The organism is Caproiciproducens sp. LBM24188 (genome assembly GCF_054130445.1).
Genome location: NZ_CP196862.1, coordinates 76,344 through 99,639, shown reverse-complemented (window position 1 = coordinate 99,639; position 23,296 = coordinate 76,344). Strand labels below are relative to the sequence as shown.

At 51.8% G+C, this 23,296-nt stretch carries 18 protein-coding genes and 1 tRNA gene; 8 read left to right on the top strand and 11 right to left on the bottom strand.

The features are described 5' to 3' along the window. Positions 1–319: 319 nt before the first annotated feature. From ACSVDI_RS00415 to ACSVDI_RS00390, 6 genes are all read right to left on the bottom strand, one after another. Positions 320–892 carry an O-methyltransferase gene (locus ACSVDI_RS00415; RefSeq protein WP_457943899.1) on the bottom strand — a complete coding sequence of 191 codons (573 nt, stop codon included), beginning with the start codon at positions 890–892 and terminating at the stop codon, positions 320–322. Between the two features lie 434 nt (positions 893–1,326). Next, positions 1,327–1,602 carry a hypothetical protein gene (locus ACSVDI_RS00410; protein WP_457943897.1) on the bottom strand — a complete coding sequence of 92 codons (276 nt, stop codon included), beginning with the start codon at positions 1,600–1,602 and terminating at the stop codon, positions 1,327–1,329. 229 nt (positions 1,603–1,831) lie between these two features. Further along, a tRNA-Pro gene (locus ACSVDI_RS00405) sits at positions 1,832–1,907 on the bottom strand. A gap of 377 nt (positions 1,908–2,284) precedes the next feature. Beyond that, complete coding sequence (yicI, locus tag ACSVDI_RS00400) at positions 2,285–4,600, bottom strand: alpha-xylosidase (RefSeq protein ID WP_457943896.1); 2,316 nt, start codon at positions 4,598–4,600, stop codon at positions 2,285–2,287. 62 nt (positions 4,601–4,662) lie between these two features. Further along, a complete protein-coding gene (locus tag ACSVDI_RS00395; protein ID WP_457943894.1) occupies positions 4,663–5,415 on the bottom strand; it encodes a response regulator transcription factor in 753 nt (250 codons plus the stop codon). Next, positions 5,393–7,201, bottom strand: a complete 1,809-nt coding sequence (locus tag ACSVDI_RS00390; protein WP_457943893.1) for a histidine kinase — start codon at positions 7,199–7,201, stop codon at positions 5,393–5,395. Before ACSVDI_RS00390 ends, ACSVDI_RS00395 begins: the two co-directional genes overlap by 23 nt. Before the next feature lie 194 nt (positions 7,202–7,395). Here ACSVDI_RS00390 and ACSVDI_RS00385 point away from each other — a divergent pair, with 194 nt between their 5' ends. From ACSVDI_RS00385 to ACSVDI_RS00350, 8 genes are all read left to right on the top strand, one after another. Further along, positions 7,396–8,694: an ABC transporter substrate-binding protein gene (locus tag ACSVDI_RS00385; RefSeq protein WP_457943891.1), complete on the top strand. Its 1,299-nt coding sequence runs from the start codon at positions 7,396–7,398 to the stop codon at positions 8,692–8,694. 75 nt (positions 8,695–8,769) lie between these two features. After that, entirely contained in the window at positions 8,770–9,663 is an 894-nt protein-coding gene (locus ACSVDI_RS00380; RefSeq protein WP_457943889.1) for a carbohydrate ABC transporter permease, read from the top strand. After that, positions 9,660–10,490, top strand: a complete 831-nt coding sequence (locus ACSVDI_RS00375; RefSeq protein WP_457943888.1) for a carbohydrate ABC transporter permease — start codon at positions 9,660–9,662, stop codon at positions 10,488–10,490. The genes ACSVDI_RS00380 and ACSVDI_RS00375 overlap by 4 nt, the downstream gene beginning before the upstream one ends. Before the next feature lie 472 nt (positions 10,491–10,962). Then, the gene (locus ACSVDI_RS00370) at positions 10,963–12,831 is read left to right on the top strand and encodes an ABC transporter ATP-binding protein (RefSeq protein WP_457943886.1); all 1,869 of its coding nucleotides are present in this window, start codon (positions 10,963–10,965) and stop codon (positions 12,829–12,831) included. After that, a complete protein-coding gene (locus ACSVDI_RS00365; RefSeq protein ID WP_457943884.1) occupies positions 12,831–14,660 on the top strand; it encodes an ABC transporter ATP-binding protein in 1,830 nt (609 codons plus the stop codon). Before ACSVDI_RS00370 ends, ACSVDI_RS00365 begins: the two co-directional genes overlap by 1 nt. 611 nt (positions 14,661–15,271) lie before the next feature. Continuing rightward, complete coding sequence (locus tag ACSVDI_RS00360) at positions 15,272–15,586, top strand: hypothetical protein (protein ID WP_457943882.1); 315 nt, start codon at positions 15,272–15,274, stop codon at positions 15,584–15,586. Positions 15,587–15,971: 385 nt separating this feature from the next. Continuing rightward, the gene (locus tag ACSVDI_RS00355; protein ID WP_457943881.1) at positions 15,972–17,216 is read left to right on the top strand and encodes an ATP-binding protein; all 1,245 of its coding nucleotides are present in this window, start codon (positions 15,972–15,974) and stop codon (positions 17,214–17,216) included. Positions 17,217–17,337: 121 nt separating this feature from the next. Next, positions 17,338–18,555: a peptidoglycan-binding protein gene (locus ACSVDI_RS00350; RefSeq protein ID WP_457943879.1), complete on the top strand. Its 1,218-nt coding sequence runs from the start codon at positions 17,338–17,340 to the stop codon at positions 18,553–18,555. 82 nt (positions 18,556–18,637) lie between these two features. On the opposite strand, the gene ACSVDI_RS00345 is transcribed toward ACSVDI_RS00350, so the two are convergent. The 5 genes from ACSVDI_RS00345 to ACSVDI_RS00325 all read right to left on the bottom strand — a co-directional run bounded on the left by ACSVDI_RS00345 (position 18,638) and on the right by ACSVDI_RS00325 (position 23,287). Next, positions 18,638–19,453: a C40 family peptidase gene (locus ACSVDI_RS00345; protein ID WP_457943878.1), complete on the bottom strand. Its 816-nt coding sequence runs from the start codon at positions 19,451–19,453 to the stop codon at positions 18,638–18,640. Further along, the gene (locus tag ACSVDI_RS00340; RefSeq protein ID WP_457943876.1) at positions 19,453–20,274 is read right to left on the bottom strand and encodes a serine hydrolase; all 822 of its coding nucleotides are present in this window, start codon (positions 20,272–20,274) and stop codon (positions 19,453–19,455) included. The genes ACSVDI_RS00345 and ACSVDI_RS00340 overlap by 1 nt, the downstream gene beginning before the upstream one ends. 4 nt (positions 20,275–20,278) lie before the next feature. Further along, complete coding sequence (locus ACSVDI_RS00335) at positions 20,279–21,193, bottom strand: S66 peptidase family protein (RefSeq protein WP_457943874.1); 915 nt, start codon at positions 21,191–21,193, stop codon at positions 20,279–20,281. Between the two features lie 107 nt (positions 21,194–21,300). Further along, the gene (locus ACSVDI_RS00330; RefSeq protein ID WP_457943872.1) at positions 21,301–22,254 is read right to left on the bottom strand and encodes an ABC transporter ATP-binding protein; all 954 of its coding nucleotides are present in this window, start codon (positions 22,252–22,254) and stop codon (positions 21,301–21,303) included. Further along, complete coding sequence (locus ACSVDI_RS00325) at positions 22,247–23,287, bottom strand: ABC transporter ATP-binding protein (protein ID WP_457943870.1); 1,041 nt, start codon at positions 23,285–23,287, stop codon at positions 22,247–22,249. The genes ACSVDI_RS00330 and ACSVDI_RS00325 overlap by 8 nt, the downstream gene beginning before the upstream one ends. Positions 23,288–23,296: the final 9 nt, after the last annotated feature.

Genomic DNA, 23,296 nt, shown 5'->3' with positions numbered 1-23,296 from the left:
AGCGGTTTCTTTTGGAGAGGAAATTATGAAAAAGATTGTATGAAAAACCTTGCGAGGGGCTTGTAATCCATCATGGCCGGCTGCTGGGAAAACCGCGTGACCTTCGGCTGTAGGGGGAAAATTTCGTGTTCCGATCAATTTCTTGATTCGATGGTATTAGTATACCGGCCTAATGTGTTGATTCCATGAAGGGGATCTAAATTTTATGTTAACAAGCGATTCCTAACCCTGTTTCGTTCAGGCAAAAAAGTTAGCCGCGGGCGGGTTTACCGCGCGCGGCCGAAAGAATCGAATTCACAATCTTCCAACTCATGTTGAATCATTGCTGCTTTTTCACAGCCACCATTATGCCGTCCCCAATTGGCAGCAAGGTGCTCTCCAAATCCTTTGAAGCAGCAACTAAACGGTTAAATTCACATATTGGTTCCACCTGGTCATGGTATTTTGGGTCAAGCTCCATAACCGGGAACAGCGCATCGTCGGTCATGAAAACACCACCTGCTTTTAAAATGCGGATGCAGTCTTTCAGCAAAACGGGATATAATCGTTTGCTCACATCCTGAAAAATAAGATCAAAAGAGTTGCCTGAAAAACCGGGAACAATCTGACGCGCATCGCCAAGTTCGATTGGGATGATGTCATCCACGCCAGAGCGCTTAAAATTCATGTCTGCATGCTCTGCCGCGGTCTTGTCAAATTCAATCGTCGTAATATTTCCACCGTACTGCCTTGCAGTGAGTGCCATGGTAACAGCAGAAAATCCGATGCTCGTTCCGATTTCAAGAATATTTTTGGGTCTTTTGATCTGTAAGATTAATTGCAGGAAGCGCGCGGCATCATCATCTACCACCGGCACAAAATCGGTCCAGCCGGTTTGATTGATAAAGTCCATTCTTCTCAAAGAACCCTTTGCACGGTATAGCCTTTCAATATAAGTTTGGTATCTTTCCTATGTGTCAGCTGCGGGCTCCATTTTTTCTTTCATTGGTTTCATCTCTCCTTAAAATTTATTCCTAACGGATGGAGAGACAAAAAAGCGCACTGTCCAACTCGGTAAGGTTAGACAGTGCGTTGGCTTACGTGAACGCTTACGGGATATTCTTTAAAGTGATTATACCCTATTTAATGTTTTAAATTAATCGCTTCAAAACCTAAAATTCACTGGAGCAAAGGAAAGTCCCAATTTCTCCCCTTCGAAGTCAAAATGTGTGCAAAGAAAAGCAAAACAATCCCCTGCGATGGGAAAAGAATATTTTGCGTGCGGATTAGCCTGCTGTGTCATTTGCTCTATGCAGAAGCAGGTTAAATGATATTCGTAATGAACGTTTATAATGAATTTCTATATTGGATGATGTATTCTTCTGTGCCTTTTTCCAGGGCTTTCTCAGTCGTAGCCCGAAAGTGATGTTTTTCATCATCATACACAAAGATATGCTCGAGCAATTCTGGATTCTTAATATATTCCATCGCCAATGGGAGTACCTGCATTTCTCCAAAGGATACTTTATCATTTTGAAAAATACTTCGGTACGCTACTCGCTTTGAAAAAATCAGAATTTCTGCTATGCGTGAGGCATCTTTTTCTGTCGCGTTTCGTATCATAACGGTTAACCTCCATTGCAGTAAGGATCAATCACTCGGGCAGAGTATACCATAAAAAGCAGAATCATAAAAGAATCCCCAATGCGGTCGTTCGATAAAAAGGCTATGTGCAGGTACTACATATAGCCTTTTGGGTAAGAAAAATATGAATGTTTGAACAAGTTTAATTCTCTCGATTTAAGAACAAAAAAGCAAAAAAATAAGCCCGGTTTTCCAACCGGACTCATTTTGGTCGAGGTGACAGGATTCGAACCTGCGGCATCTTGGTCCCAAACCAAGCGCGCTACCAACTGCGCTACACCTCGTGGCTGACGATATGCACGGCGAAATTCCCGGCGCCGTGCGGTGAAAAGGCTTAACTATAACTTGCGGATTCACTGTGCTCGCGTCATCGAGCAACTATATCATTATAGGGAATGTGCTTAAAATTGTCAAGTATTTTTAGGAAAGGGGCTTAAAAGAAGGCCACGTTTCCGGGCGGTTTGCAAAGGAAGAAGTACATACAAACAGACGAAAAATCCATTCAGGCACGACTACCGGATTGCTTTTAAATCAAAACTTTTCCTGTTCCGGAACTATATATTGGCACAATAAATTTTTGCACAATCAGGTGAGCCGCGTGCCTCCCCGCAAAAGGGAAAACCGGTGACCAAAACGAAAGGACTTGGTCACCGGCTTTATGTTACAGAATGGTAAGGCTTACCTCCGCCAGTTTGTCGTTTACAGCTAGCTCCGTTCCGGCATCCACAATGGCTGCGGTCGCGCCGCACACGTTTTCAAAACCACGAACATTATGCAGGACTACGCGCAGGCCGCTTGCTTTTCCGTCAAAATGCAGAGCAACCTGATTTTCTTTTCGCTGCGCGGTTACCGCCAGCATGAGCTTGCCGTCCTGGTTTACAATTCGAGCATGGGCAGGTTCTGTTTCGGAAAGCGCAAACACATGCAGGGTCAGCTCTTTAGAATAATCGTAGTCCGGCACCTGTTGATTGCTGCCAACGGCAATGATGGAGTTGGGCCGTGCAAACAGCGGCAGGCTGAAGTAATCGTACCGATCCCTCCGCCAACAGCCGCCTTCTACCACCTCATTGCTTAAGAAATGGGTCCACTTCCCTTTCGGCAGGTAATATTCCACCATGCCGTCCTCCCGGAATACCGGGGCCACCAACAGAGAATCGCCAAGCATGTACTGCCGGTCGAGCGAATCACAGGCGGGGTCTTCGGGGAATTCCAGAACCATGGCGCGCATGGAAGGCACACCGGTTTCCGCGGTAACGCATGCCGTGCTGTAAAGATACGGCATCAGGCGGCATTTCAGGTTGGTAAAGAAGCGCAGAACGTCAACGGCCTCTTCATCAAACAGCCACGGCACGCGGTAGCTGGTGCTGCCGTGCAGCCGGCTGTGTGTGGAAAGCAGCCCAAACGCGGCCCAGCGCTTGTATAGGTCCGGCGTGGCGGTCTTTTCAAAGCCGCTGATGTCGTGGCTCCAGAACCCAAACCCGGATAAGGTGAGCGATAACCCGCCGCGCAGGCTTTCCGCCATAGAGCTGTATTTTGCCTCGCAGTCGCCGCCCCAGTGAACCGGGAACTGCTGCCCCCCAGCGGTTGCACTTCTGGCAAAGACCACTGCATTGTGTTCGCCAAAATTCTTCTTTAAGAGTTCAAATACCGTTTGGTTGTAGAGCTGTGTGTAGTAGTTATGCATTCCTACCGGGTCGGAACCGTCGTAGTAAACCACGTCGGTTGGAATCCGTTCGCCAAAGTCCGTTTTGAAGCAGTCCACGCCCATATCGATTAAAGCCTGAAGTTTTTGGGTGTACCATTCGCGGGCGGCGGGGTTCGTGAAATCGACAATCGCCATGCCGGGCTGCCAAAGGTCCCACTGCCACACATCGCCGTTGGGGCGTTTCAAAAAGTAACCGTGCGCCATGCCTTCCTGGAACAGCGCCGATTTCTGCGCAATATACGGGTTGATCCATACGCAGATGCTCAGCCCCTTTTCTTTCAGCCGTTTCAGCATGCCCGGAACATCCGGAAAAACATCTTCATCCCATTTGAAGTTGCACCATTCGTATTCCCGCATCCAGAAGCAGTCGAAATGGAACACACGAAGCGGGATATTCCGCTGGGCCATGCCGTCCACGAAGGAATTGATCGTTTTCTCGTCGTAATTCGTAGTGAAAGAGGTAGTCAGCCAAAGGCCGAACGACCATGCCGGCGGCAAAGCGGGTTTTCCGGTCAGGGAGGTGTAATTCTGCAATACACCTTTCAAATTTTTCCCGCCGACTACCATGTACTGCAGTCGCTGCCCCGGCACACTGAACTGCACACAGGACACGGTTTCTGAAGCGATTTCGTAGGAAACGCGGCCGGTGTTATTGACAAACACGCCGTATCCCCTGTTGGAAAGATAAAACGGAACGTTCTTATACGCAAGGTCGGATGAGGTTCCCCCGTCTTCGTTCCAAATATCGACCGATTGACCGTTTTTCACAAACGGTGTGAACCGTTCGCCCAGGCCGTAAAGCTTTTCTCCAATATCCAGATTCAGCTGTTCCCGCATAAATTCCCCCCATGGGGTGGTTACAAATGCAAGCGGCCGGTCGGCGGTAGAGGTTAACAGCTTTCCGTCGTAAAAATAGCGGGCCCGGAAAGGCTCGCGGGTCAGCACCGCGCAAAGCTTACCGTTCGTGATGCGGATTTCCGTGTCGTTTTCGGTAACGGAAAGTGCGCAGTGGTCGTCGCGCACGGTAAAGCGCGGTTCTTTCCGGGCGGTGCCCGCAAAATGCCAGGCTTCCACACGGAGCACGTCCGCCAGCGGCGCGGAAAAGCGGATGGTCAGCAGGGCATGGTTCAGGGTCTGCCCGCGGTCTTTTACAATTACAGGCGAAGCATAAACCGTCACAGCGGTATCTTCCACTTGAACATCACAAATCTGCATGGCGCGGCAGAATTCCACACCTTTTTTATTCAGCCAGTAGCCGTCGGTAAATTTCAAATAAAACCACTCCTTTATTAGTCTGTACGATGTGTATAGAATCTGTTAGAATATACGAAGTGCTATTCTTTTTGCTGCATTTTTTCCTTCATTTCAGACGGAGACAGACCGTAATAGGTACGGAATGCCTTGCTGAAGTAGTTGCTGTCCTTATAGCCCAGCCGTTCCGAAATCGTCTGGATCTGCAGGTTTTCTTTCAGTAAAAGTTCCTTTGCGCGGGCCATGCGGTATTTCAGAACATATTCATAAATGCCAATGCCGTACTTTTCCTTGAACAGCTTGGAAATATACTCTTTGGAAAAGTGGAACAATTCAGCCAGTTCAGAAAGATGGATGTCGCGGGCATAGTTTTTGTCCAGGTATTCCTTCACCGCATCGGCGAGAAATTCCGTGCTCACCGTGGGGGGCGCCGTTTTATCGGTTCGTATAATATGGTTTTCCTCGTCCAGAAGATCGCGCGCCTTTTTCAGCGCTGCATTCAGCTCCTCTTCCACAATGGGCTTTAACAGATAGTCCAGTACATGGTACTGGATGGCGATTTTTGTATAGGTAAATTCGTCGTATCCGCTGACCACAATAAACTTTGTTTTCGGGAATTCGGGGGAGGCGGTTTTCAAGAACTCTATGCCGTTCATGAGCGGCATTTTCATATCCAGAAATACGATGTCGGGACGGAGTTCCCGCATGGCCGCAAGCCCCGCCAGCCCGTCATACGCGGACTTGGGCTCCTCCAGGTCGAGCGAAAACCAATGGCCCAGCGCGTTAATCACGCGATGAACCGGTTTTTCATCGTCAATGATCAAGGGACGGTACATTCCCCTCAGCTCCTTCCTTCAGGGGGATGGTCAGTTCTACGGTTGTGCCAATCCCCAGTTCGCTGTTAATGGCAAAGGAGGCTTGGCCGCCGTACAGAATGTTTAGCCGCGAAGCCAGGTTAGTCAGGCCGATTTCACTGGTGTCAGCACGGTCGAATTTTGTCATCTGACGGACTTCCTCCAGTTTTTCCGGGGTCATGCCGCGCCCGTTGTCGGTAACCGAAATATGCAGCGCACCGTTTGCAATGCCGGCTTTTACGGCAATGCAGATTTGGCCAATGCTGTTTTCCAGACCGTGCTTAATGGAGTTTTCGACCAGCACCTGAATCGAGATTTTTGGTATCATGCTGGTTTCCGATTCCGGGTCCACCTCAATGCGGTAGAACAGCCGGTCTTCAAACCGTGCGGTCTGCAGGAACAGATAGTCCTGCACATGCTTGATTTCGGTTTTAATGGGAACCATGTCCTTTTCCAGCACGGAATACCGGAGCATGGAGGCCAGTGCCTCCACCATCTGGCGGATGGTGTTTTGGCCGGACAGAACGGCCTCGGTGGAAATGGCCTGTAACGTGTTATACAGGAAATGCGGGTTGATTTGCGCTTCCAGCGCTTTCAGCCGCGCAGTCTTTTCGTTCAGTTCTGAAATATAATTCTTTTGAATCAGTTCGTCAATGTGCTCCGTCATCAGATTGAACTGGCGGGAAAGATTGTTTACTTCCGCGTTGCCGCCGCTGTCCACCCTTGTTTTAAAGTTGCCCTTGCCCACGCTTTTCATTTGCTTGGCAAGCACTTGAAGCGGACGAAGCTGCCCCCGGATCATGGCAAAAATCAATCCAACCGAAACCAGAAAGGCAATCACCGCGAGCAAAAGGCTCAGATTGCGGGTTTCCACCACGGTTTTCTCCAGCAGAGCCTCCGGAATTAGGCTGAGAAAGCGCCACCGGCCGTCCTCCGAATCGCTGTAAACGGTCAGGTACTCCTGGCTGCTCAGTTTTACCGAAAAATTGCCGTCCCGTTCCCTGGTATCTAAATTCGGCGTAATTTCCGCGGTGTTGTCCCGGTTCAGCACATCGTCGTTGCCGGAAAAATAAAACTGGTTGTCCTGGTCGAGCACGCCCAGCACACTTGCCATGCCGCTGCTGTCGCCCGAGAGCTTTTTTAAAAAGGAATCGTCCACTGTAATTTCCACAAACGCCAGCGGGCGATGGTTGATGATGTTGATAAACACCCTGCAGATGGTCATCAGTTTGCCGTGTCCGGTTTCCGGGCGGTAATACAGATAATTTTTTGCCGTGTTTGTCACCTGAAAAAGCGGAATGTCCTTTATGGATTCAAAACTTGAATTTCGAATGTTAAAATCGGATTTTGAAATGCTGTAGCATGTTTTGCTGTTCAGCAGATACAGCTTATAGGACACAATATCGTTGCGCGAGTAAAAGGTGTCGCGCAGCGCTGCGTTGATGTAGGTGGTTTCGGTGTATTCCAACGGTTTTTCGGAGGTGGCAATGTTAAACAGCCGCTCGTTGTACCGGAGCAGCATGGAGTAATCCTGTAGCTGGCTAAAATAATTTTCAAAATTGCTTTTTTTCAAATTCAGGATTTCCAGATTGGAGGCCGCCTGCTGCTGGGTGATGATTCGGATGGTACGGTTATATGTAAACCCGATGACCGCCGTTATTACGCAGAACATCATCATGGTAACGGCAAAGACCAGCTGGTTTGCCAGGGAAATTTCGCCAAGTCGTTTTTTCAGTTTTCGGATACAAATTCCTGCATAATGCGGCAATTTTAAGCCCCCTGCTGACATTTGACAAAAATTATAGCATAAAAGTTATTAATAGTTAAGATTTTTTTTGTTCTTTTTATTACCACTAACCGTTCATGATTTTATCTTTCCTTTTCTCTGCAGGGAAGATATGATAAATACGTGAAGCAATATGGACTTCATAAAACGTGAATTATGATTGGGAGGAATCAAACATGAGAAAATTCTTAGCACTGGCTTTGTGCGCCGCTCTGTTTACCGGAACCATGGCCGGTTGTGCGGGCAGCAATACCGGCAGTTCAGCTGCTTCCACAGACAACACAGCGTCTGCTTCAGCTTCTTCTGAGAATACTCAGCCGGTTACCCTGAAATTCATGCTGAACAGCCCGGAACTGACGGATCAGTACAAGGCGATGGCGGCAGAATACAAAAAGGCAAAACCCAATGTAACCATTGACATGACGATTATTCAGAACGATTATCAGACGGTACTGAAATCCAAGCTGAATTCGGGCGATGTTCCCGACCTGTTTATGTCCAGTGCATACAACGACAACCGTGTGTACAGCGATTACGAATACGACCTCACCAATGAAGACTTTATGAAAAACATCGATCCCGCGTTCCTGAAAGCCGTAACGCTGGACGGGAAAGTCACCGGTTATCCGCTCTTGGTACAGTCCCACTCCTTCATTTACAACAAAGAGTTGTTCAAAAAGGCCGGAATTACCACGCTGCCGACTACGCTGGACCAGTATAAAGCGGTCTGCGAAAAACTGACGGCAAAAGGCATCCAGCCGTTCAGCTCCGGTTTTGCAGAGTGGTGGGTAATGCCCCAGATGACCTATCCGTCCATGAGCGACGCATACGACGGGGATTACAACAAGCTCTTTGAAGACGTAAAGAGCGGGAAGCTGAAATTCGGCGACCTGCCGCAGGTGGATTTTGCGCTTGACCTGATTGACCTGGTGAAGAAGTACAGCGGCAGCAAGCCGATGGAATCCACAGCCGACATGCAGGTTTCCGATTTTGCAAACGGAAAAGTTGCCATGATCCATCAGGGCTCCTGGGAAGAAGATTCCATCCGCAAGGTCAACAGCGATATTGACATGGGCTACCTGGAAGCGCCCCGGAAAGACGGAAGGTCCGTTATCGCCGTGGACTCCAACTTGACCATGCGTGTAGCAAAAGATTCCAAGAACCTGCAGGAAGTTCTTGCGTTCCTCAATTGGCTGACCACCTCGGATTACGGCAAGTCCTGGATCCCCAGCGTAGTAAAGCAGATTTCGCCACAGAAGAACGCCCAGACCCCGGACACGCAGCTTGCGAAAGAAACCTCGCAGGCAGTTACCGAAGGCAAGGCCTGCCAGTGGTGGATTTTCAGCGGCCCGGATGGAATTGAACAGCCGTTTGGAACTGCTTTCCAGAATTATGCTGCTGGAACCGCAGACCGTCAGAAGACCAAGGACGCGTTAACGAAGCTCTTTGTCGACGCATACAATGCGGAAAGCTAATTTGCTGTCGGGATATTCACGAGGGGGCGTACGCCGCCCCCTCCTTTTTCAAGGAACATGCCGGGAGGTCAGTCAATGAATAAAGCGCTGAAAAAGAAAACCTCGCACGTGCTGGAATTTTTAGGGTTTACCATGCCCGCCGCGATTGCCATTCTTCTTTTTGTCGGAATTCCCTTTCTCATGTGCATATATTACTCGTTCCGCAAATGGAACGGAATTCAAAAAGGATCCAGCTTTATCGGAATCAAAAATTACATTCGCGCGTTTACCAATGATTCCACGTTTCTTGATTCCATCGCTTACACACTGCTTTACGCGGTGCTCGCCGTAATCTTTATTAATGTTTTGGCTCTGTTTTTATCGGTGATTTTGGAGCAGTCAAAGGTCTTTGCAAAAGGGCTTTTCCGGGCTGCGTTTTACATTCCTAATATCATTAGTTTAATCATCATCGGATTTGTTTGGAAATTTATCTTCAGCCGTGCATTTGAGGCGATTTACAGTTCAACGGGAGCAGCCCTGTTCGGCTGGAGCTGGCTGGGCGAACCCAAGCTGGCCGTGGCCAGTACCGTTCTGGTAACCGTCTGGCAGGCGCTGGGGTTCTATATGCTGATATATGTTGCGGGCCTGCAGTCCGTCCCCGACGATGTGCTGGAAGCAGCAACCATTGACGGTGCAGGAAAGGTACGCCGCTTTTTCTCCGTCATTCTTCCCTTGATTGTGCCGTCCCTTACGGTCTGCACGTTCTATTCCATCGCAAGCTCGCTGAAAATGTTCGAACTGATCTTTACGTTGACGGGCGGCGGCCCCGGTTCTGCAACAACTTCGGTCGCACTCGACATTTACAACACGGCATTCAACAGCAACCAGTACGGTTACGGCAGCGCAAAGTCCGTTATCCTGTTTATTCTGGTTGCAGTCATTACCATTCTTCAGGTAACCGTCTTTAAGGAACGGGAGGTAGAAGCATGACAAAGCGGAAAAGCTCTTCCATACTCATATTCATTTTTCTTCTCGTGGTTCTGGCGGTCTACCTTTCCCCGTTGGTGCTGATGGTATTCGGTTCCTTCAAGTCTTACAGCGAGATTATGTCCAATGTGCTTTCCGTGCCGCAGTCGTTTTCGATGAAAAACTTCGAGGGCGTTTTCACCAGCATGAATTACCCGAAATCGTTTTTAAATACCCTGATTGTTACGGTGATCGGTGTAGTGGGCATTGTCATCATCAGCTCGATGGCCGGGTATAAGTTGTCCCGCGTAAAAACCAGGTACAGCTATATCCTGTTTCTATTCTGCATTATGCCGATGATGATTCCGTTCCAATCGTTTATGATTACCCTTGTTAAGATTGCACGGCAGATGGGGCTGATTGGCAATCTGTACGGATTAGGCATCATCTACTGGGGCCTTGGCGCTCCCCTTTCCATCTTCCTTTACCATGGATTTGTGAAAAGCATTCCGCGGGAACTGGAAGAGTGCGCCATGCTGGACGGTTGCTCCCCCCTGCGCATGTTTGTCAGCATTATTTTCCCCATGCTTAAGCCTGTGACAGCGTCCGTTATTGTGGTGAACGCCATGTGGATTTGGAACGATTTCCTGCTTCCGCTTCTTATCATCGGCAGCAGCGAATCCAGCAAAACCCTACAGCTTGCCGCCTACGGCTTTATGGGCCAATATAAAATGGAGTGGCAGAATATTATGGCGGGTGCCATTTTAATCATCATTCCGGCGCTGATTATTTACTTCATTTTCCAGAAGAATATTGTCAAAGGTATGGTGGCCGGAGCGGTCAAGGGTTAAATTCAGACTCAAAAGCGGGATGCATGGGCTTTACGCCCAGTGCTTCCCGCTTTTTTGTGTAGCCTCATCCCCGTGGAAAGGGACTTTCCTTCGGGTATAAAAGGAATGCTTCTGCCGCACGGATGGAATTCTTGGAAGTTCTATAAAGAAATAGAATTTTTTAACAATTTATTATTGACAATGGAAAAATACAGGTTTATACTGAACACACTGTCATTTGATTAAAGTAAGAAAGGAGTCGGGCAAGAATGAAACAGTATGACAATTTTGCAGTAGAGATCCGTGTTAACAACAATACAATTCTGTCAGAAGTCTTTTTGTCCGACCTCTGCGGAATGGATTTTTATGCCGTGTCGTAAAAATCCACTTCCATAAAGCTGCGGGCAAAGCACCTCTGACTTGTTCAGAGGTGCTTTTTTGCGTACCGCACTTTTTTCCGTTCCGATTTGGGTTGCAGGGCGGAGTTTTGAGCATGACAGCAATGATGCAGAAAAGGGATGAATACATGAAGGGGCAAACTACCAAGAACAAGGGAGCCGGGCTGATCTGGCGCTTCCTAAAGGGAAGCGTATGGCTTTTCGCTGTGGCGTTGGTTTTCTCGATGCTGAACACGGCGTTTAACGCCATTACGCCGCAGATTATCCGCTACGCGGTTGATACGGTCATTGGCGGGCAGGCAGCCAGTCTGCCGCAGTGGCTGGCACCGTATTTTTCTGTGCAAAAGGCACAGGAAGACCCGGCAAACAGCCTTTTGGCAGCGGCCGCGGCAATTTTGGCCGTGGCGGTTCTGTCCGGAATTTTCAGCTATATTAGCCGCGTGGGGCTGGCAAAGGTTTCCGAAACTTTTGTTAAGTCCCTGCGCGACCAGCTTTTTGGTCACATACAGCAGCTTCCGTACGCATGGCATAACCAGCACCAGACGGGCGAAATTATTCAGCGCTGCACCTCTGATGTGGATGTCATCCGTAACTTTGTAAGCAACCAGATGCTGGAGGTATTCCGCACGGTATTTCTGGTGGTACTGTACTTGGCAATTATGTTTTCCATGAATGTGAAGATTTCGCTGATTGCGCTGGCGTTTATTCCGGTGGTGGCGGCGTATTCGGGGATTTTCTACGCCAAAATCGCCAAACGGTTCCGTGCGGCGGACGAGGCGGAGGGCGAACTTTCCTCCACTGTACAGGAAAACCTGACCGGGGTGCGCGTGGTGCGCGCGTTTGGGCGCGAGCGGTTTGAAATTGACCGGTTTGACGAGCGGAACAACCGCTTCGCAAACATGTGGATCCGTTTGGGCAGCCTGCTCAGCTCGTACTGGGGAATTGGCGATCTGATTACCGGGCTGCAGATTCTGACGGTGATTGTGGCCGGCGTGCTGGAATCGGTGAATGGCAGCCTGACGCTTGGGGAATTTTTGGCGTTTGTGTCGTACAACTCCGCGCTTATCTGGCCGGTGCGCGGCCTGGGGCGGATTTTGTCCGAAATGAGCAAGGCGGGCGTGTCCATCGACCGTGTCAGCGATATTTTGGATGCCGAGGAGGAGCACGACGCCCCCGGCGCCCTGGAGCCGCCCATGGACGGGGATATCGTGTTTCATCACATCAACTACTGCTACGAGGGGCAGAAGCCGGTTCTTAAGGATATTGATTTTACCATTCCCGCCGGAACCACGTTTGCGATTCTGGGCGGAACGGGAAGTGGAAAGTCCACGCTGATGCACCTGCTGGACCGTTTGTATGACCTTCCTCCGGAATGCGGCAGCATTACCGTGGGAGGCGTGGATATTTCCTGCATCCGGCGTTCCTGGCTGCGCAAAAACATCGGCATGGTGCTGCAGGAGCCGTTCCTGTTTTCCCGCACCATTGAGGAGAACATCCGTGCCACCCGGCCCGGTGCTTCCCGCGAAGAAGTGCGCGAGGCTGCACGGATTGCCTGTGTGGACGATGCAGTGGACGATTTCGCCAACGGGTACGACACCATTGTGGGCGAGCGCGGCGTGACCCTTTCGGGCGGGCAGAAGCAGCGTGTGGCGATTGCCCGCATGCTGATGCAGCAGGCGCCCATTATGGTGTTCGACGATTCCCTTTCCGCCGTGGATTCCGAAACCGATGCGCAGATTCGCGCTGCGCTCAAGGAAAACCTGGGCAAGGCGACCGTGATTTTGATTTCCCACCGGATTACCACGCTGATGCAGGCGGACCGCATTCTGGTGTTGGATGACGGTCGGATTGCAGAGCTTGGCACCCACGAGGAACTGATTCACCGGGACGGAATTTACAAGCGGATTTATGACATTCAAATGAGCAGTGACGACCGGTCGCTGTTGGAACAGGAGGCAGACTGATGGGATATGACGAACAGGAATACAGCAAGTCGTTTGACCTGAAAATCTGGAAAAAGATCTTCCCCTACCTCAAGCCATACCGCCGGACTCTGTGGATGATTCTGGTGCTCAACCTGTTTTGCGCCACAATGGATATTTTGCTGCCGCTGTTTCAGCGGTACGCCATTGATCATTTTATCCAGGCGCGTACGACGCAGGGCCTTGGCTTGTTTGCGGCAGCCTATGTGGCCGTTATTGCGCTGCAGACCATCAGTGTCATTGTGTTTACCAGGGGTTCCATGCGGGTGGAAATGAACGCAGCGCGCGACATCAAGCGTGCGTGCTTTGTCCATTTGCAGACGCTGTCGTTTTCCTATTACAACGTGACCCCGGTGGGCTATATCCTCACCCGGGTAATGAGCGACACCTCCCGGATTTCCAGTTTGGTGGCGTGGAACTTTTTCGACATTGTGTGGTCGGCCGCCTATGTGTTGGGGGTGTTCGCCGCCATGTTGATGCTGAACGTGCGGCTGGCGCTGATTGTCATTCTGGTGGTTCCGGCTATTGCAATCCTCACGTTTTACTTTCAGAACCATATTCTGCGCTGGAACCGCAGGGTGCGAAAGATGAACTCCCGCATTACGGGCGCGTTCAACGAGGGCATTATGGGCGCGAAAACGTCCAAAACACTGGTCATTGAAAATAAGAACTATGAGGATTTCACGCAGATTTCGCAGGAAATGCGCGTTTCCTCCATCCGCGCCGCGCGGCTGAGCGCTGTTTACATATCGCTTGTGCTGCTGATGAGCTCGATTGCCACGGCGTTCGTTCTGGCACGGGGCGGAAGCATGGTGCTGGACCACATGCTTTTGCTGGGCACGCTTTCTGCGTTTACCACTTACGCGGTTGGAATTTTTGAACCGATTCAGCATTTAGCCAGCAACTTTTCGGACATGATTTCCGTTCAAACCAACATTGAACGCGTCACCAGCTTGCTGGAAAAGGAGCCGGATATTGTGGATTCGCCGGAGGTGGTGGAAAAATACGGCGATGTGTTCCGTCCCAAACCGGAAAACTGGGAGCCCATCCGGGGCGACATTGAATTCCGGAACGTCAGCTTCCGGTATCCGGACGGCAACGAAGAGGTGCTCAGCAATTTTAATCTGAGCATTCCGGCGGGTACCACGGTGGCCATTGTGGGGGAAACCGGAGCGGGAAAGAGTACGCTGGTTAACCTTGCCTGCCGCTTTTTTGAGCCGACCTCGGGGCAGATTCTGATTGACGGCAAGGATTATCGGGAGCGCAGCCAGCTTTGGCTGCACAGCAACATCGGGTATGTGCTGCAGAACCCGCACCTGTTTTCCGGCACGGTTATGGAAAACATCCGTTACGGCCGGCTGACGGCGTCGGATGAGGAGGTGCGGCAGGCGGCGCGGGCTGTTAGTGCGGACACCGTGGTGGAAAAGCTGGAAAACGGCTATGAGAGCAGTGTGGGCGAGGGCGGCGACCGTCTTTCCACCGGCGAGAAGCAGCTGATTTCCTTTGCGCGCGCCGTGCTGGCCAACCCTCGGATTTTCGTGCTGGACGAGGCAACCTCCTCCATCGATACGCAGACAGAGCAGTTGATTCAGGCGGCGATTTCGCATCTGCTGAAGGACCGCACCTCGTTTCTGATTGCCCACCGGCTTTCCACCATCCGACATGCCGACCTGATTTTGGTGGTAAAAGACGGAAAAATTGTGGAGCAGGGCCGCCACGAAGAACTGCTTCGCCGGCGCGGATACTATCACACACTGTACAGCCGCCAGTTTGCGGAAGAATCCGCCATGCAGGTGTTAGGCAGCAGTTAATGGAAGAGGATGCAAATTGGCCATCGCCGGTTGTTCCGGCGGTTTCACTGAAAAATTTAAAAAAGTGCCGCAAAGGATCGTTTTTCCTTTGAGGCACTTTATTTTTATGGCGCATCGGTTCTATCTACCCAGTTGGCTCAATGCGCCGTGCAGGGACTATAAAAAATCCGGTATAAATGGAAAAGCCTGCGGAGAAACCGCGCTTCTATTTTCGCAGAAACAGAATATTAATATAGTAAAGGCAGGAGAGCCTCCGGGCACGGGATCAAAAATGCACAGACCAAGAACAGAACATGCCGCCGCGGAATTGAAACCGATTCAAACGGGACGCCAGATTTTACGGGAACACGCGAAAAGACGGGAAATTACGCTTCTTTCCACCGCGTTTTACCCGTAGAATCTGGATTTTTTATTGCCGTGCACTTCCCTGTGCCGAAAATTCGAACAACGAGTTCTGTTCCGCGGCCGGCACTGGCGAATGTCCCTAAATCGGCCGGCATTTTCCGCGGTTGATGGGAAAGGGAGAATTGCCCGCCATACATATACTTCGCAATTTGGCAGAGGATTGGCTTTTGATGGGAGAAGATTGACGGTTGGAGGGGATCAGGACAATGACGGAACCAAACCTGATAAAGAAACGCAACGCACGGTTTCAAAAGTATCTGCACGACGCAGTGGAGCATTTCCGGCGGGGGGAAGACGACCCCGGTATGAAGGAATTTTTAAGCAGTATGGAAGAGTTGGAAACCCTAGTGATGCTGGACCAGAATTCCGAGGACCCGAGAATTGATTTTGATCAACTGCTGCCGATGGTGCGCGGGCTTTATTTCTATATGCAGAATCAGGATATTACCGGAATCACGGATTTGCTGGAATACACGTTAATTCCTCTTTCCCAGGAATGGTTTGAAGGGCGGGAGGACTGATCGCGACCCAGAGTTGGCCTCCCCCAAAGGGGATGGTGCCGTTCTGAAACAGAGGAACAAGGGCGCGGCAAGGGATATTTTCCTTTGCCGCGCCTTTTTTTGGAAAACCGTCGGGATCTCATTCCGGCAGACCAAGGTTGGCATGAATGTAAGGCGGAATCGACATACAATAAGGATTATGGTATGATGCTATTAACCAGATAGTGCAGACGCACAAGAGCAGGAGATAAGTGCAGAGGATGCCGCCGGCACAGCGGGAAGCGGAACGTTCCGCCAAAGAATTCCTCTGCCTATTTTTCCTCATAACTTGACATAATCACTGTCATAAGGGTACAATGTTATTAAGTATAGGCCGATCCGACAAACTGCTGCGGGGGATTATACCATGAATCAAATCAAGTATGCCGCCGGGAAGCTGGCGTCACTTTCCGTATATAAGGGAATTCTGAACCGTACGGTCCCAAAGGCACTGTACCGGTTGCTGTGGGCCGAAACCGAGCAGGAATTCTTGAACGCTTGGGGCAACTTTTTCGCCGTGCTGTGTGAGCGTGGTTACTGCGAAAACCTTGCGGGGTGCATCACCGGGACCGCTCTGTTTGATGAAAACGCGTTTTCCCTTGCGGCCGCCGCAGGGCAGACGTGCTTTCCGGAATCGCTGATGCAGGCGGTGGAACGCGATCTGCGAATTATTTTGGAGGTGTCTTCCCTCACCCCGCAGATGCTGCTGGAGGAAAGCCCGTTCGGTGCGCAGGCGGGGCAGCTTGACCTGCCACGCTGGAAAACCGGCGAGCCGGTTGCGGCCCTGCAGGGGGATTTGAAGGACTGCATTCCCAAAATGGCGGAGTATTACCGCAGCAACGGCTGCGGCATGTATGCCCGCTACCGCGCGTTTATCTGGCGCGGGCAGAAGATTGAACCCGTCGCTTACCCGGACAAAACGCGGCTGGCGGACCTGAAAGGGTACGACCTTCCGCGCAGCATGGCAATCGACAATACCTTGGCGTTCCTGCAGGGGCTGCCTGCGAATAACTGCCTGCTTTACGGGGACCGGGGAACGGGCAAATCTTCCACGGTCAAGGCCATATTGAACGAATATTACACCAAGGGCCTGCGCGTCATTGAAATGCCGAAGGAATCCCTGATGGACTTCCCGCTTCTGGTCGACCAGATTGCGGGCATTCCCATGAAGTTCATTATTTTTATCGATGATCTTTCCTTTTCTAAACAAAATGATACCTATGCCGCGCTGAAGGCGGTTCTGGAGGGCGGCCTTGCCGCCCGGCCGGACAATACGCTGATTTACGCGACCTCTAACCGCCGCCACCTGGTGCGGGAGACGTTCTCCGACCGGGAGGGTGACGAGCTCCACCGGGGAGATACCATACAGGAAAGCCTGTCCCTTGCGGACCGCTTCGGGCTTTCCATCCGCTTTACCCTGCCGGATAAAAACGATTATCTGGAAATTGTGCATGAGCTGGCCCGCCAGCGGGAACTGGATATTCCACGCGATGAGCTGGAACTGGCCGCCGAGCGGTGGGCAACGGAACGCGCGGGCCGTTCCCCGCGCTGTGCAAGGCAGTTTATCGACCATGCGCAGGCCTGCTTGAAAAGCGGCAGGTCATTAGTTTAACACGGAATTTTTCTGCAAAACGATCTACCGTTCCTCTTCCGGCAAGGAAAGTGATTCTTACCGAAAGCGTGGCGGTCAGGACGGAAGAAAACAACGGAACTCTGCGAAAGGATTCATACATATGCTGAAAAAATTTACGGCGGCGTTTCTGGCCGTATGCATGACCGCGGCGATTTTCGCCGGGTGCGCTCCCAAAAACGATATTTCCTCCGGTGCCGGGCAGCAGGATTACCCTGTTACCATCGGCACGGTCAGCCTGAACGCTCCGCCAACCGGCGTGGCGGTACTTTCCCCCAACTTGGCCGACGTCATTCTCTCCTTGGATTATGAAATTATGCTCAAGGCAAAAAGTGCGGACTGCACGCAGAGCGACCTGTCCGTCCTGCCGAATGTAACTGCGGACGATGCAAAAAAAATCAAAAGCCTGGGGGCCGATCTGGTTTTGACGGACAGTTTCCTAACCGAAAACCAGCTGAAGGCCATGGCACAGGAAGGCATTAACGTGCTGAAAATCGACCGCGCAACCAGCCGTGAGGATTTGGACCGCCTTTATTCCCAGGTGGGTGCGGCGCTTAAGGGCGCCAAAACAGGCTATGAGCGTGGAAAGAAGATTTCCCAAAGTATCTTCCTGACTATCGATGATATCAGCCGCATTATTCCGGAGACCAACGTAGTAACCACCGTGGCTTACCTGTACGACCTGAACGGCGGGGTGGCTACCGGCGACACGCTGGAGGGAAAGCTGATTGAATCCGCGGGTCTGGTCAACGCCGCCTCCGACGGGACCGGAAACAAAATGGATTTTGAATCTTTGCTGCGTGCAAATCCCAAATATATTTTCTGCCCCACCGGCTTAAAGGCAAAACTGGCCGCTTCCCCGGAATATGCCAAGCTTTCTGCTGTGAAGGAAGGCAAAGTCTATGAAATGGACCCGAACGAAATGCTGCTGCAGGGTCGGGGAATGGTGGAAGCTGTCAGCTATATGGCGGGCATTGTTTACCCGGAACTGCTGAAAGGCACGGCACCTACCTCTTCCAGCTCTGGTGATCCTTCTTCCTCTTCCGGAACAACTTCCTCTTCGCCAGAAAGCACCTCCTCCGGTTCTACCACCTACCAGACTTTGAAACGGAACGACCAAGGTGCCGATGTGCTGAAAATGCAGAATCGTTTGCTGGAACTTGGCTATATGTTTGTGAAGCCGAGCGGCCTTTATGCGCAGGCCACGGAACAGGCGGTTAAGGATTTTCAGCTTTTGAACGGCATGGAGGTAACGGGGATTGCCGACCCCAAAACGCTGGAGCTTTTATACTCCGGCAATGCAAAAAAGCGCAACGGATAAATCGTCCTCCTAATAGATCATCCAGCGCGCGAAACGCTCCGTCCCCCTTTGGGGGACGGAGCGTTTTCTTGTTTTGATATCCTTAAAAGATACTTCCGATGTATTCAATTTTTTCCGGCAGGTCTGCACGATAGTCGGGGGCGTTTGGGTCCAAACTGTTGATGACCACCCCGTGGCAGTTATTCCCTGCGGTGGAATGAATGTATTGCTGGTTCCCCAGGTACATGGCGACGTGCCCCGGGAAAAACAGCAGGTCGCCTTCCTGCATCTTTTCCATTGGGATTTTGTGCATGGGAAATTCCGGCTTCAGGTGTGCGTCGCGGCAGATGAGGATTCCGTTTAGAAGATACGCCATGGAGCAAAGCCCACTGCAGTCAATGCCGAGCGGGGTCTTACCGCCCCAGCGGTACTGGGTGCCAAGGTACGCGCGCGCGGTATCCGTCAATGCACGGCGAAGTGCGGCCTCATCCGACGGATTCCAATCGGTTTTGTATTCCCCCAAAAACGCGCCCCAGGTCCAGCCTTCCCGCCCGTCGCAAAAACGGACTTTCTTCCAGCCATCCTTTGTTTCACCCGTGGGGCTCAGCAGTGCACCGCGGGTTGCTTCGCCAATCAGGCTGCCCTGTACCTTTGGCTCTGCCAAAACATCGACATATGCCTGTAAAACTACCTGCTTTTGGCATGGCTCCCACTGCTTAATAAGCGCTTCGTCCAAGCAGAGGCAGTTCTGTTCCACCCAACCTTCGTATCGATAGTGGGTGCGCACGAAAAACCAATTCCCCTGCTGCTGCAGAAGCTCGACCTTCATGCCGCAGAGCGCTTCATCCGCAAGTTCCGCGTCCGGCCTGGGTTCCGCCCGCAGCGGGGCAATGACAGAAGAAATCAGTGCAACTCTCATCAGCTTCCCTGCCTGTTCTCGTCAGAATTTTTGTAGTAGTTGTAAACGGCCTTGCTCAGGCGGCCGATCAACCGCTTGGCGACCGGGTTCTTTTCCGAGTCGCTCAGGGCGTCCGTTACGAAGCAGCCGAAAAAGTAATCATGCCCGGGCATCGAAAAAATCCCCGCGTCGTGATTCAGGTGGTCCAGTCCACCCGTTTTGTGTGCGAAGGTAAGCTCCGGCGCGCAAAGGTAACGGAGCGCAATGCTGAAATCGCGCTGACGGCTCAGAATGTTTAGGGCAAGATCACAAAGCTCCGGCGTCAGCACGGATTTGTGGTACAGCGAGGAAAACACGGCAAGCTGGTCTTTCGCGCTGGTGTAATTGTTGCGCCCCGCCCGAATTGCAGCCCAGTCGAGCATTTTCCGCTCCAGAACGGTGGAGCGCAGTTCTAATTCACGAAAGTATTCGTTCAGCGCGTCCATACCGAGCAGCTCAATCAGAATATTGGTTGCGGTGTTGTCGCTGTTAATAATCATCCAGGTCAGCAGTTCTTCCAGCGGACAGCTTTTTTGGCCGCAGTTAAACACTTCGGTGTCTTCCAGTACCTCGGAACAGGGAACCGGAATGGGCTGCTCCAGCGACAGCTTCCCCTGCCGCACCTGTTCCAGGGCTGCCATCAGAATTGGCGTTTTAATCATGCTGGCGGAAACCAGTTTGCGGTTCACGTCGAACGCTAGCAGCGCGTCGTCCTGGGTGAAGTCATACACCAGCAGGGACACGTTTCCGTCCAAATCGTGAATTTCATTTTCCGCGTAGTTACGCAGTTCCATATGATTCATAACATCAGTCCAATACGGTTATTTTGCCCGAAATGGAGTTCATTTCCAGTTTGCTGCCAAGCGGGAGCGAAAGGGTCGGCAGGCTGTGCCCGCAGGCCAGATCCATCAGCGCCGGCTTGTGTTCATCCACCAGCAGTTCTTGGAACACCTGCCGCAGGGTGAGCGATTTTTCCGGGTGTTCTGCTGTGCAGTCCGTCCACCAGCCAAGCAGGATTCCGGCGCAGTCGCGGAATTTTCCCGCTGCTTTCAGCTGAAGCAGCATCCGGTCCACGTGGTAAGGTTCCTCCTCTACATCTTCGAGGAACAGAATTTTATCCCGGGTGTCAATTTCATACGGGGTGCCAAGCGAAGAAGCAACCAGCGACAGATTCCCGCCGGTCAAAGTTCCGCAGGCGCAGCCGCCCACCAGTGTGGTCAGCGGCAGGTTTTCCGGATTCCGAAGCGCCCCAAACGGTTCACCAAACAATGCTTTTTTCAGGCTGGCCATAGTGAAGTCGTCCACGCCTGCATACAGTTCCGTGGAGGGCATGGGTGTGTGGTAGGTAATAAACCCGCATTTCTGGTTAAATGCGATATGCAGTGCCGTAACGTCGCTGTAACCCGCGAAGAACTTGGGATTGCGGCGGATAACGTCGTAGTCCAGCATCCCCATAAGGCGCTGTGCGCCATATCCCCCGCGGATGCAGAAAATTCCATCGATTTCGGGGTCCGCGAACGCGGCGTTCATGTCCCGTGCGCGCAGCTCGTCGCTTCCGGCAAAATAGCCGTGCGACCTGCGGCAGCTTTCAAATACAACGGGGCGCAGCTCCAGCTCCTCCAGCGCGCGTACGGCGGGGCCGTAACGCTCCGGCGGAACCGGGCCGGCAGGCGCAACAAGCGCAACGCGGGCGCCCGGAAACAGTGGTTTTGGTTTCAGCATAAAAAACCTCCATCCGCCTCTCAACAGAGGTGTATCTCTTTATTTTCGTATTTTTTGTACAGCCACTCATCCTGCGGTAATGGTGCACAGCTAGTAGGGAAAAGCTGCTATTTTTGCGGTTTCTCCTCCAGCTGCCGGCGGTACTCTTCCAGCTCCGGCTGGTTCGCTAGGACAAAATGGCCAGGCTCTATTTCACACCAGACCGGCTTTTCTTTCGAATAATCGTGCTGGCCTGGGTCGTAAACAATCAGTTGTTTTTTCTTCTCGATCGATGGATCAGGCATGGGGATGGCGGAAAGCAGCGCGCGGGTGTAAGGATGCAGCGGGTGCGCGAAAAGCTGCTCGGTTTCGGCCAGCTCCACAATTACGCCCTTGTGGATGACCGCAATTCGGTCGGAAATAAAACGTACCACGGAAAGGTCATGCGCGATGAACAAATAGGTAAGCCCGCGTTCTTTCTGCAGGCGGGAAAGCAGGTTCAGCACTTGTGCACGGATGGAAACGTCCAGTGCGCTGATGGGTTCATCTGCTATAATGAATTCCGGCTGCATAATCAGTGCGCGCGCAATGCCGATGCGCTGGCGCTGCCCGCCGGAAAATTCATGCGGGAATCGGCTGGCGAATTCGGGCAGCAGGCCCACATCACTCAGTGCTTTTTCCACGGCCCGCATCCGCTCTGCTTCGCTCAGGTGCCCACAGTTGTTCAATCCTTCGGACACAATGTAGGAAACCTTGGCGCGTTCATTCAGGCTGGCCATAGGGTCCTGGAAAATCATTTGAATTTTGCGGGTTAGCTCGCGGTCTAATTCCCTTGAAATTTTCCCACTGATGGTCTGCCCCTTATAGCGGATTTCTCCGCTGGAAACCGGATTAATGCGGATGATGGCACGGCCGATAGTGGTTTTCCCGGAACCGGATTCCCCCACCAGGCCGAACGTTTCGCCCGGGTAAATATCAAAGCTGACGTCGTTTACGGCGGGAAACGGATGCCGTTTGCTGCCGAATGTTACTTTCAGGTTGCGTACCTCAAGCAGAGGCTCCCGATTGGTTGATTCAGACACTGCCGAAGCCTCCTTTGCGTAATTTTCCGATGACTTCCGGCGGGTCTACCTTCGGTGCACGCGGGTCTAACAGCCAGGTGCGCGCCTTGTGAGTGGGGCTTACAGTAAAGTAAGGCGGGCGCTTTACATAATCGATTTTCAGTGCATAGGGGTTGCGGGGCGCAAACGCGTCGCCCCGAATTTCGGCAAACAGGTTTGGCGGCGTTCCGGGAATAGAAAACAGTTCCTCCCCCTTGGTGCCGAGCTGCGGCAGGGAAGAAAGCAGCGCCCAGGTGTACGGGTGGCGCGGGGAGTAAAATACCTCTTCACAGGTGCCGATTTCCACAATATCGCCCGCGTACATAACCGCTACGCGGTCGGCCACGCCGGCCACCACGCCAAGGTCATGGGTGATGTATACGGTCGTTAAATGATATTTGTCTTTCAGCTGTTTTAACAATGAGAGAATTTGCGCTTGAATGGTTACGTCGAGCGCGGTGGTGGGTTCGTCGCAAATTAGAATTTTCGGGCGGCAGGCCACCGCAATGGCGATAACCACGCGCTGCCGCATTCCGCCGGAAAATTCGTGTGGATACTGCTTCATGCGGCGCTCGGGGTCGCTAATACCTACATCCTCCAGAATTTGAATGGCGGTTTCTTTCGCCGCGGGGCCATGCAGGTTTTGATGCAGCTCAATGGCTTCGCAGATTTGGTATCCAATGGTTTTCAGCGGATTCAGGCTGGTCATGGGGTCCTGCAAAACCATGGCGATTTCCCTGCCGCGCACGGTCAGCCATTCTTTTTCCGTCTTAAATTTGGCCAGGTCCTGCCCGTTGTATGAAATGGAGCCGCCGGTAATGGTGCCGTTTGCGTCCAACAGCCCCATAAAGGTTTTGACAAAAACCGATTTGCCCGAGCCGGATTCCCCGACAATCGCAAGGCTTTCCCCTTCAAACAGGTCGAGCGAAACGCCGCGGATGGCGTTCAGCGTTTTTCCACGGAGGCTGAACTTGACTTCCAAGTCTTTGACGGAAAGAATGATGTTCGGTTCCATATTCCCAGC

Bases quoted from the DNA above. Each gene is read 5' to 3' on its own strand.
- ACSVDI_RS00335 (WP_457943874.1), bottom strand. From the start codon at position 21,193: ATGCTGAAACCAAAACCACTGTTTCCGGGCGCCCGCGTTGCGCTTGTT.
- ACSVDI_RS00365 (WP_457943884.1), top strand. From the start codon at position 12,831: ATGGGATATGACGAACAGGAATACAGCAAGTCGTTTGACCTGAAAATC.
- ACSVDI_RS00380 (WP_457943889.1), top strand. From the start codon at position 8,770: ATGAATAAAGCGCTGAAAAAGAAAACCTCGCACGTGCTGGAATTTTTA.
- ACSVDI_RS00410 (WP_457943897.1), bottom strand. From the start codon at position 1,602: ATGATACGAAACGCGACAGAAAAAGATGCCTCACGCATAGCAGAAATT.
- ACSVDI_RS00345 (WP_457943878.1), bottom strand. From the start codon at position 19,453: ATGAGAGTTGCACTGATTTCTTCTGTCATTGCCCCGCTGCGGGCGGAA.
- ACSVDI_RS00355 (WP_457943881.1), top strand. From the start codon at position 15,972: ATGAATCAAATCAAGTATGCCGCCGGGAAGCTGGCGTCACTTTCCGTA.
- ACSVDI_RS00370 (WP_457943886.1), top strand. From the start codon at position 10,963: ATGACAGCAATGATGCAGAAAAGGGATGAATACATGAAGGGGCAAACT.
- ACSVDI_RS00415 (WP_457943899.1), bottom strand. From the start codon at position 892: ATGGACTTTATCAATCAAACCGGCTGGACCGATTTTGTGCCGGTGGTA.
- ACSVDI_RS00385 (WP_457943891.1), top strand. From the start codon at position 7,396: ATGAGAAAATTCTTAGCACTGGCTTTGTGCGCCGCTCTGTTTACCGGA.
- ACSVDI_RS00325 (WP_457943870.1), bottom strand. From the start codon at position 23,287: ATGGAACCGAACATCATTCTTTCCGTCAAAGACTTGGAAGTCAAGTTC.
- ACSVDI_RS00340 (WP_457943876.1), bottom strand. From the start codon at position 20,274: ATGAATCATATGGAACTGCGTAACTACGCGGAAAATGAAATTCACGAT.
- ACSVDI_RS00360 (WP_457943882.1), top strand. From the start codon at position 15,272: ATGACGGAACCAAACCTGATAAAGAAACGCAACGCACGGTTTCAAAAG.
- ACSVDI_RS00395 (WP_457943894.1), bottom strand. From the start codon at position 5,415: ATGTACCGTCCCTTGATCATTGACGATGAAAAACCGGTTCATCGCGTG.
- ACSVDI_RS00375 (WP_457943888.1), top strand. From the start codon at position 9,660: ATGACAAAGCGGAAAAGCTCTTCCATACTCATATTCATTTTTCTTCTC.
- ACSVDI_RS00350 (WP_457943879.1), top strand. From the start codon at position 17,338: ATGCTGAAAAAATTTACGGCGGCGTTTCTGGCCGTATGCATGACCGCG.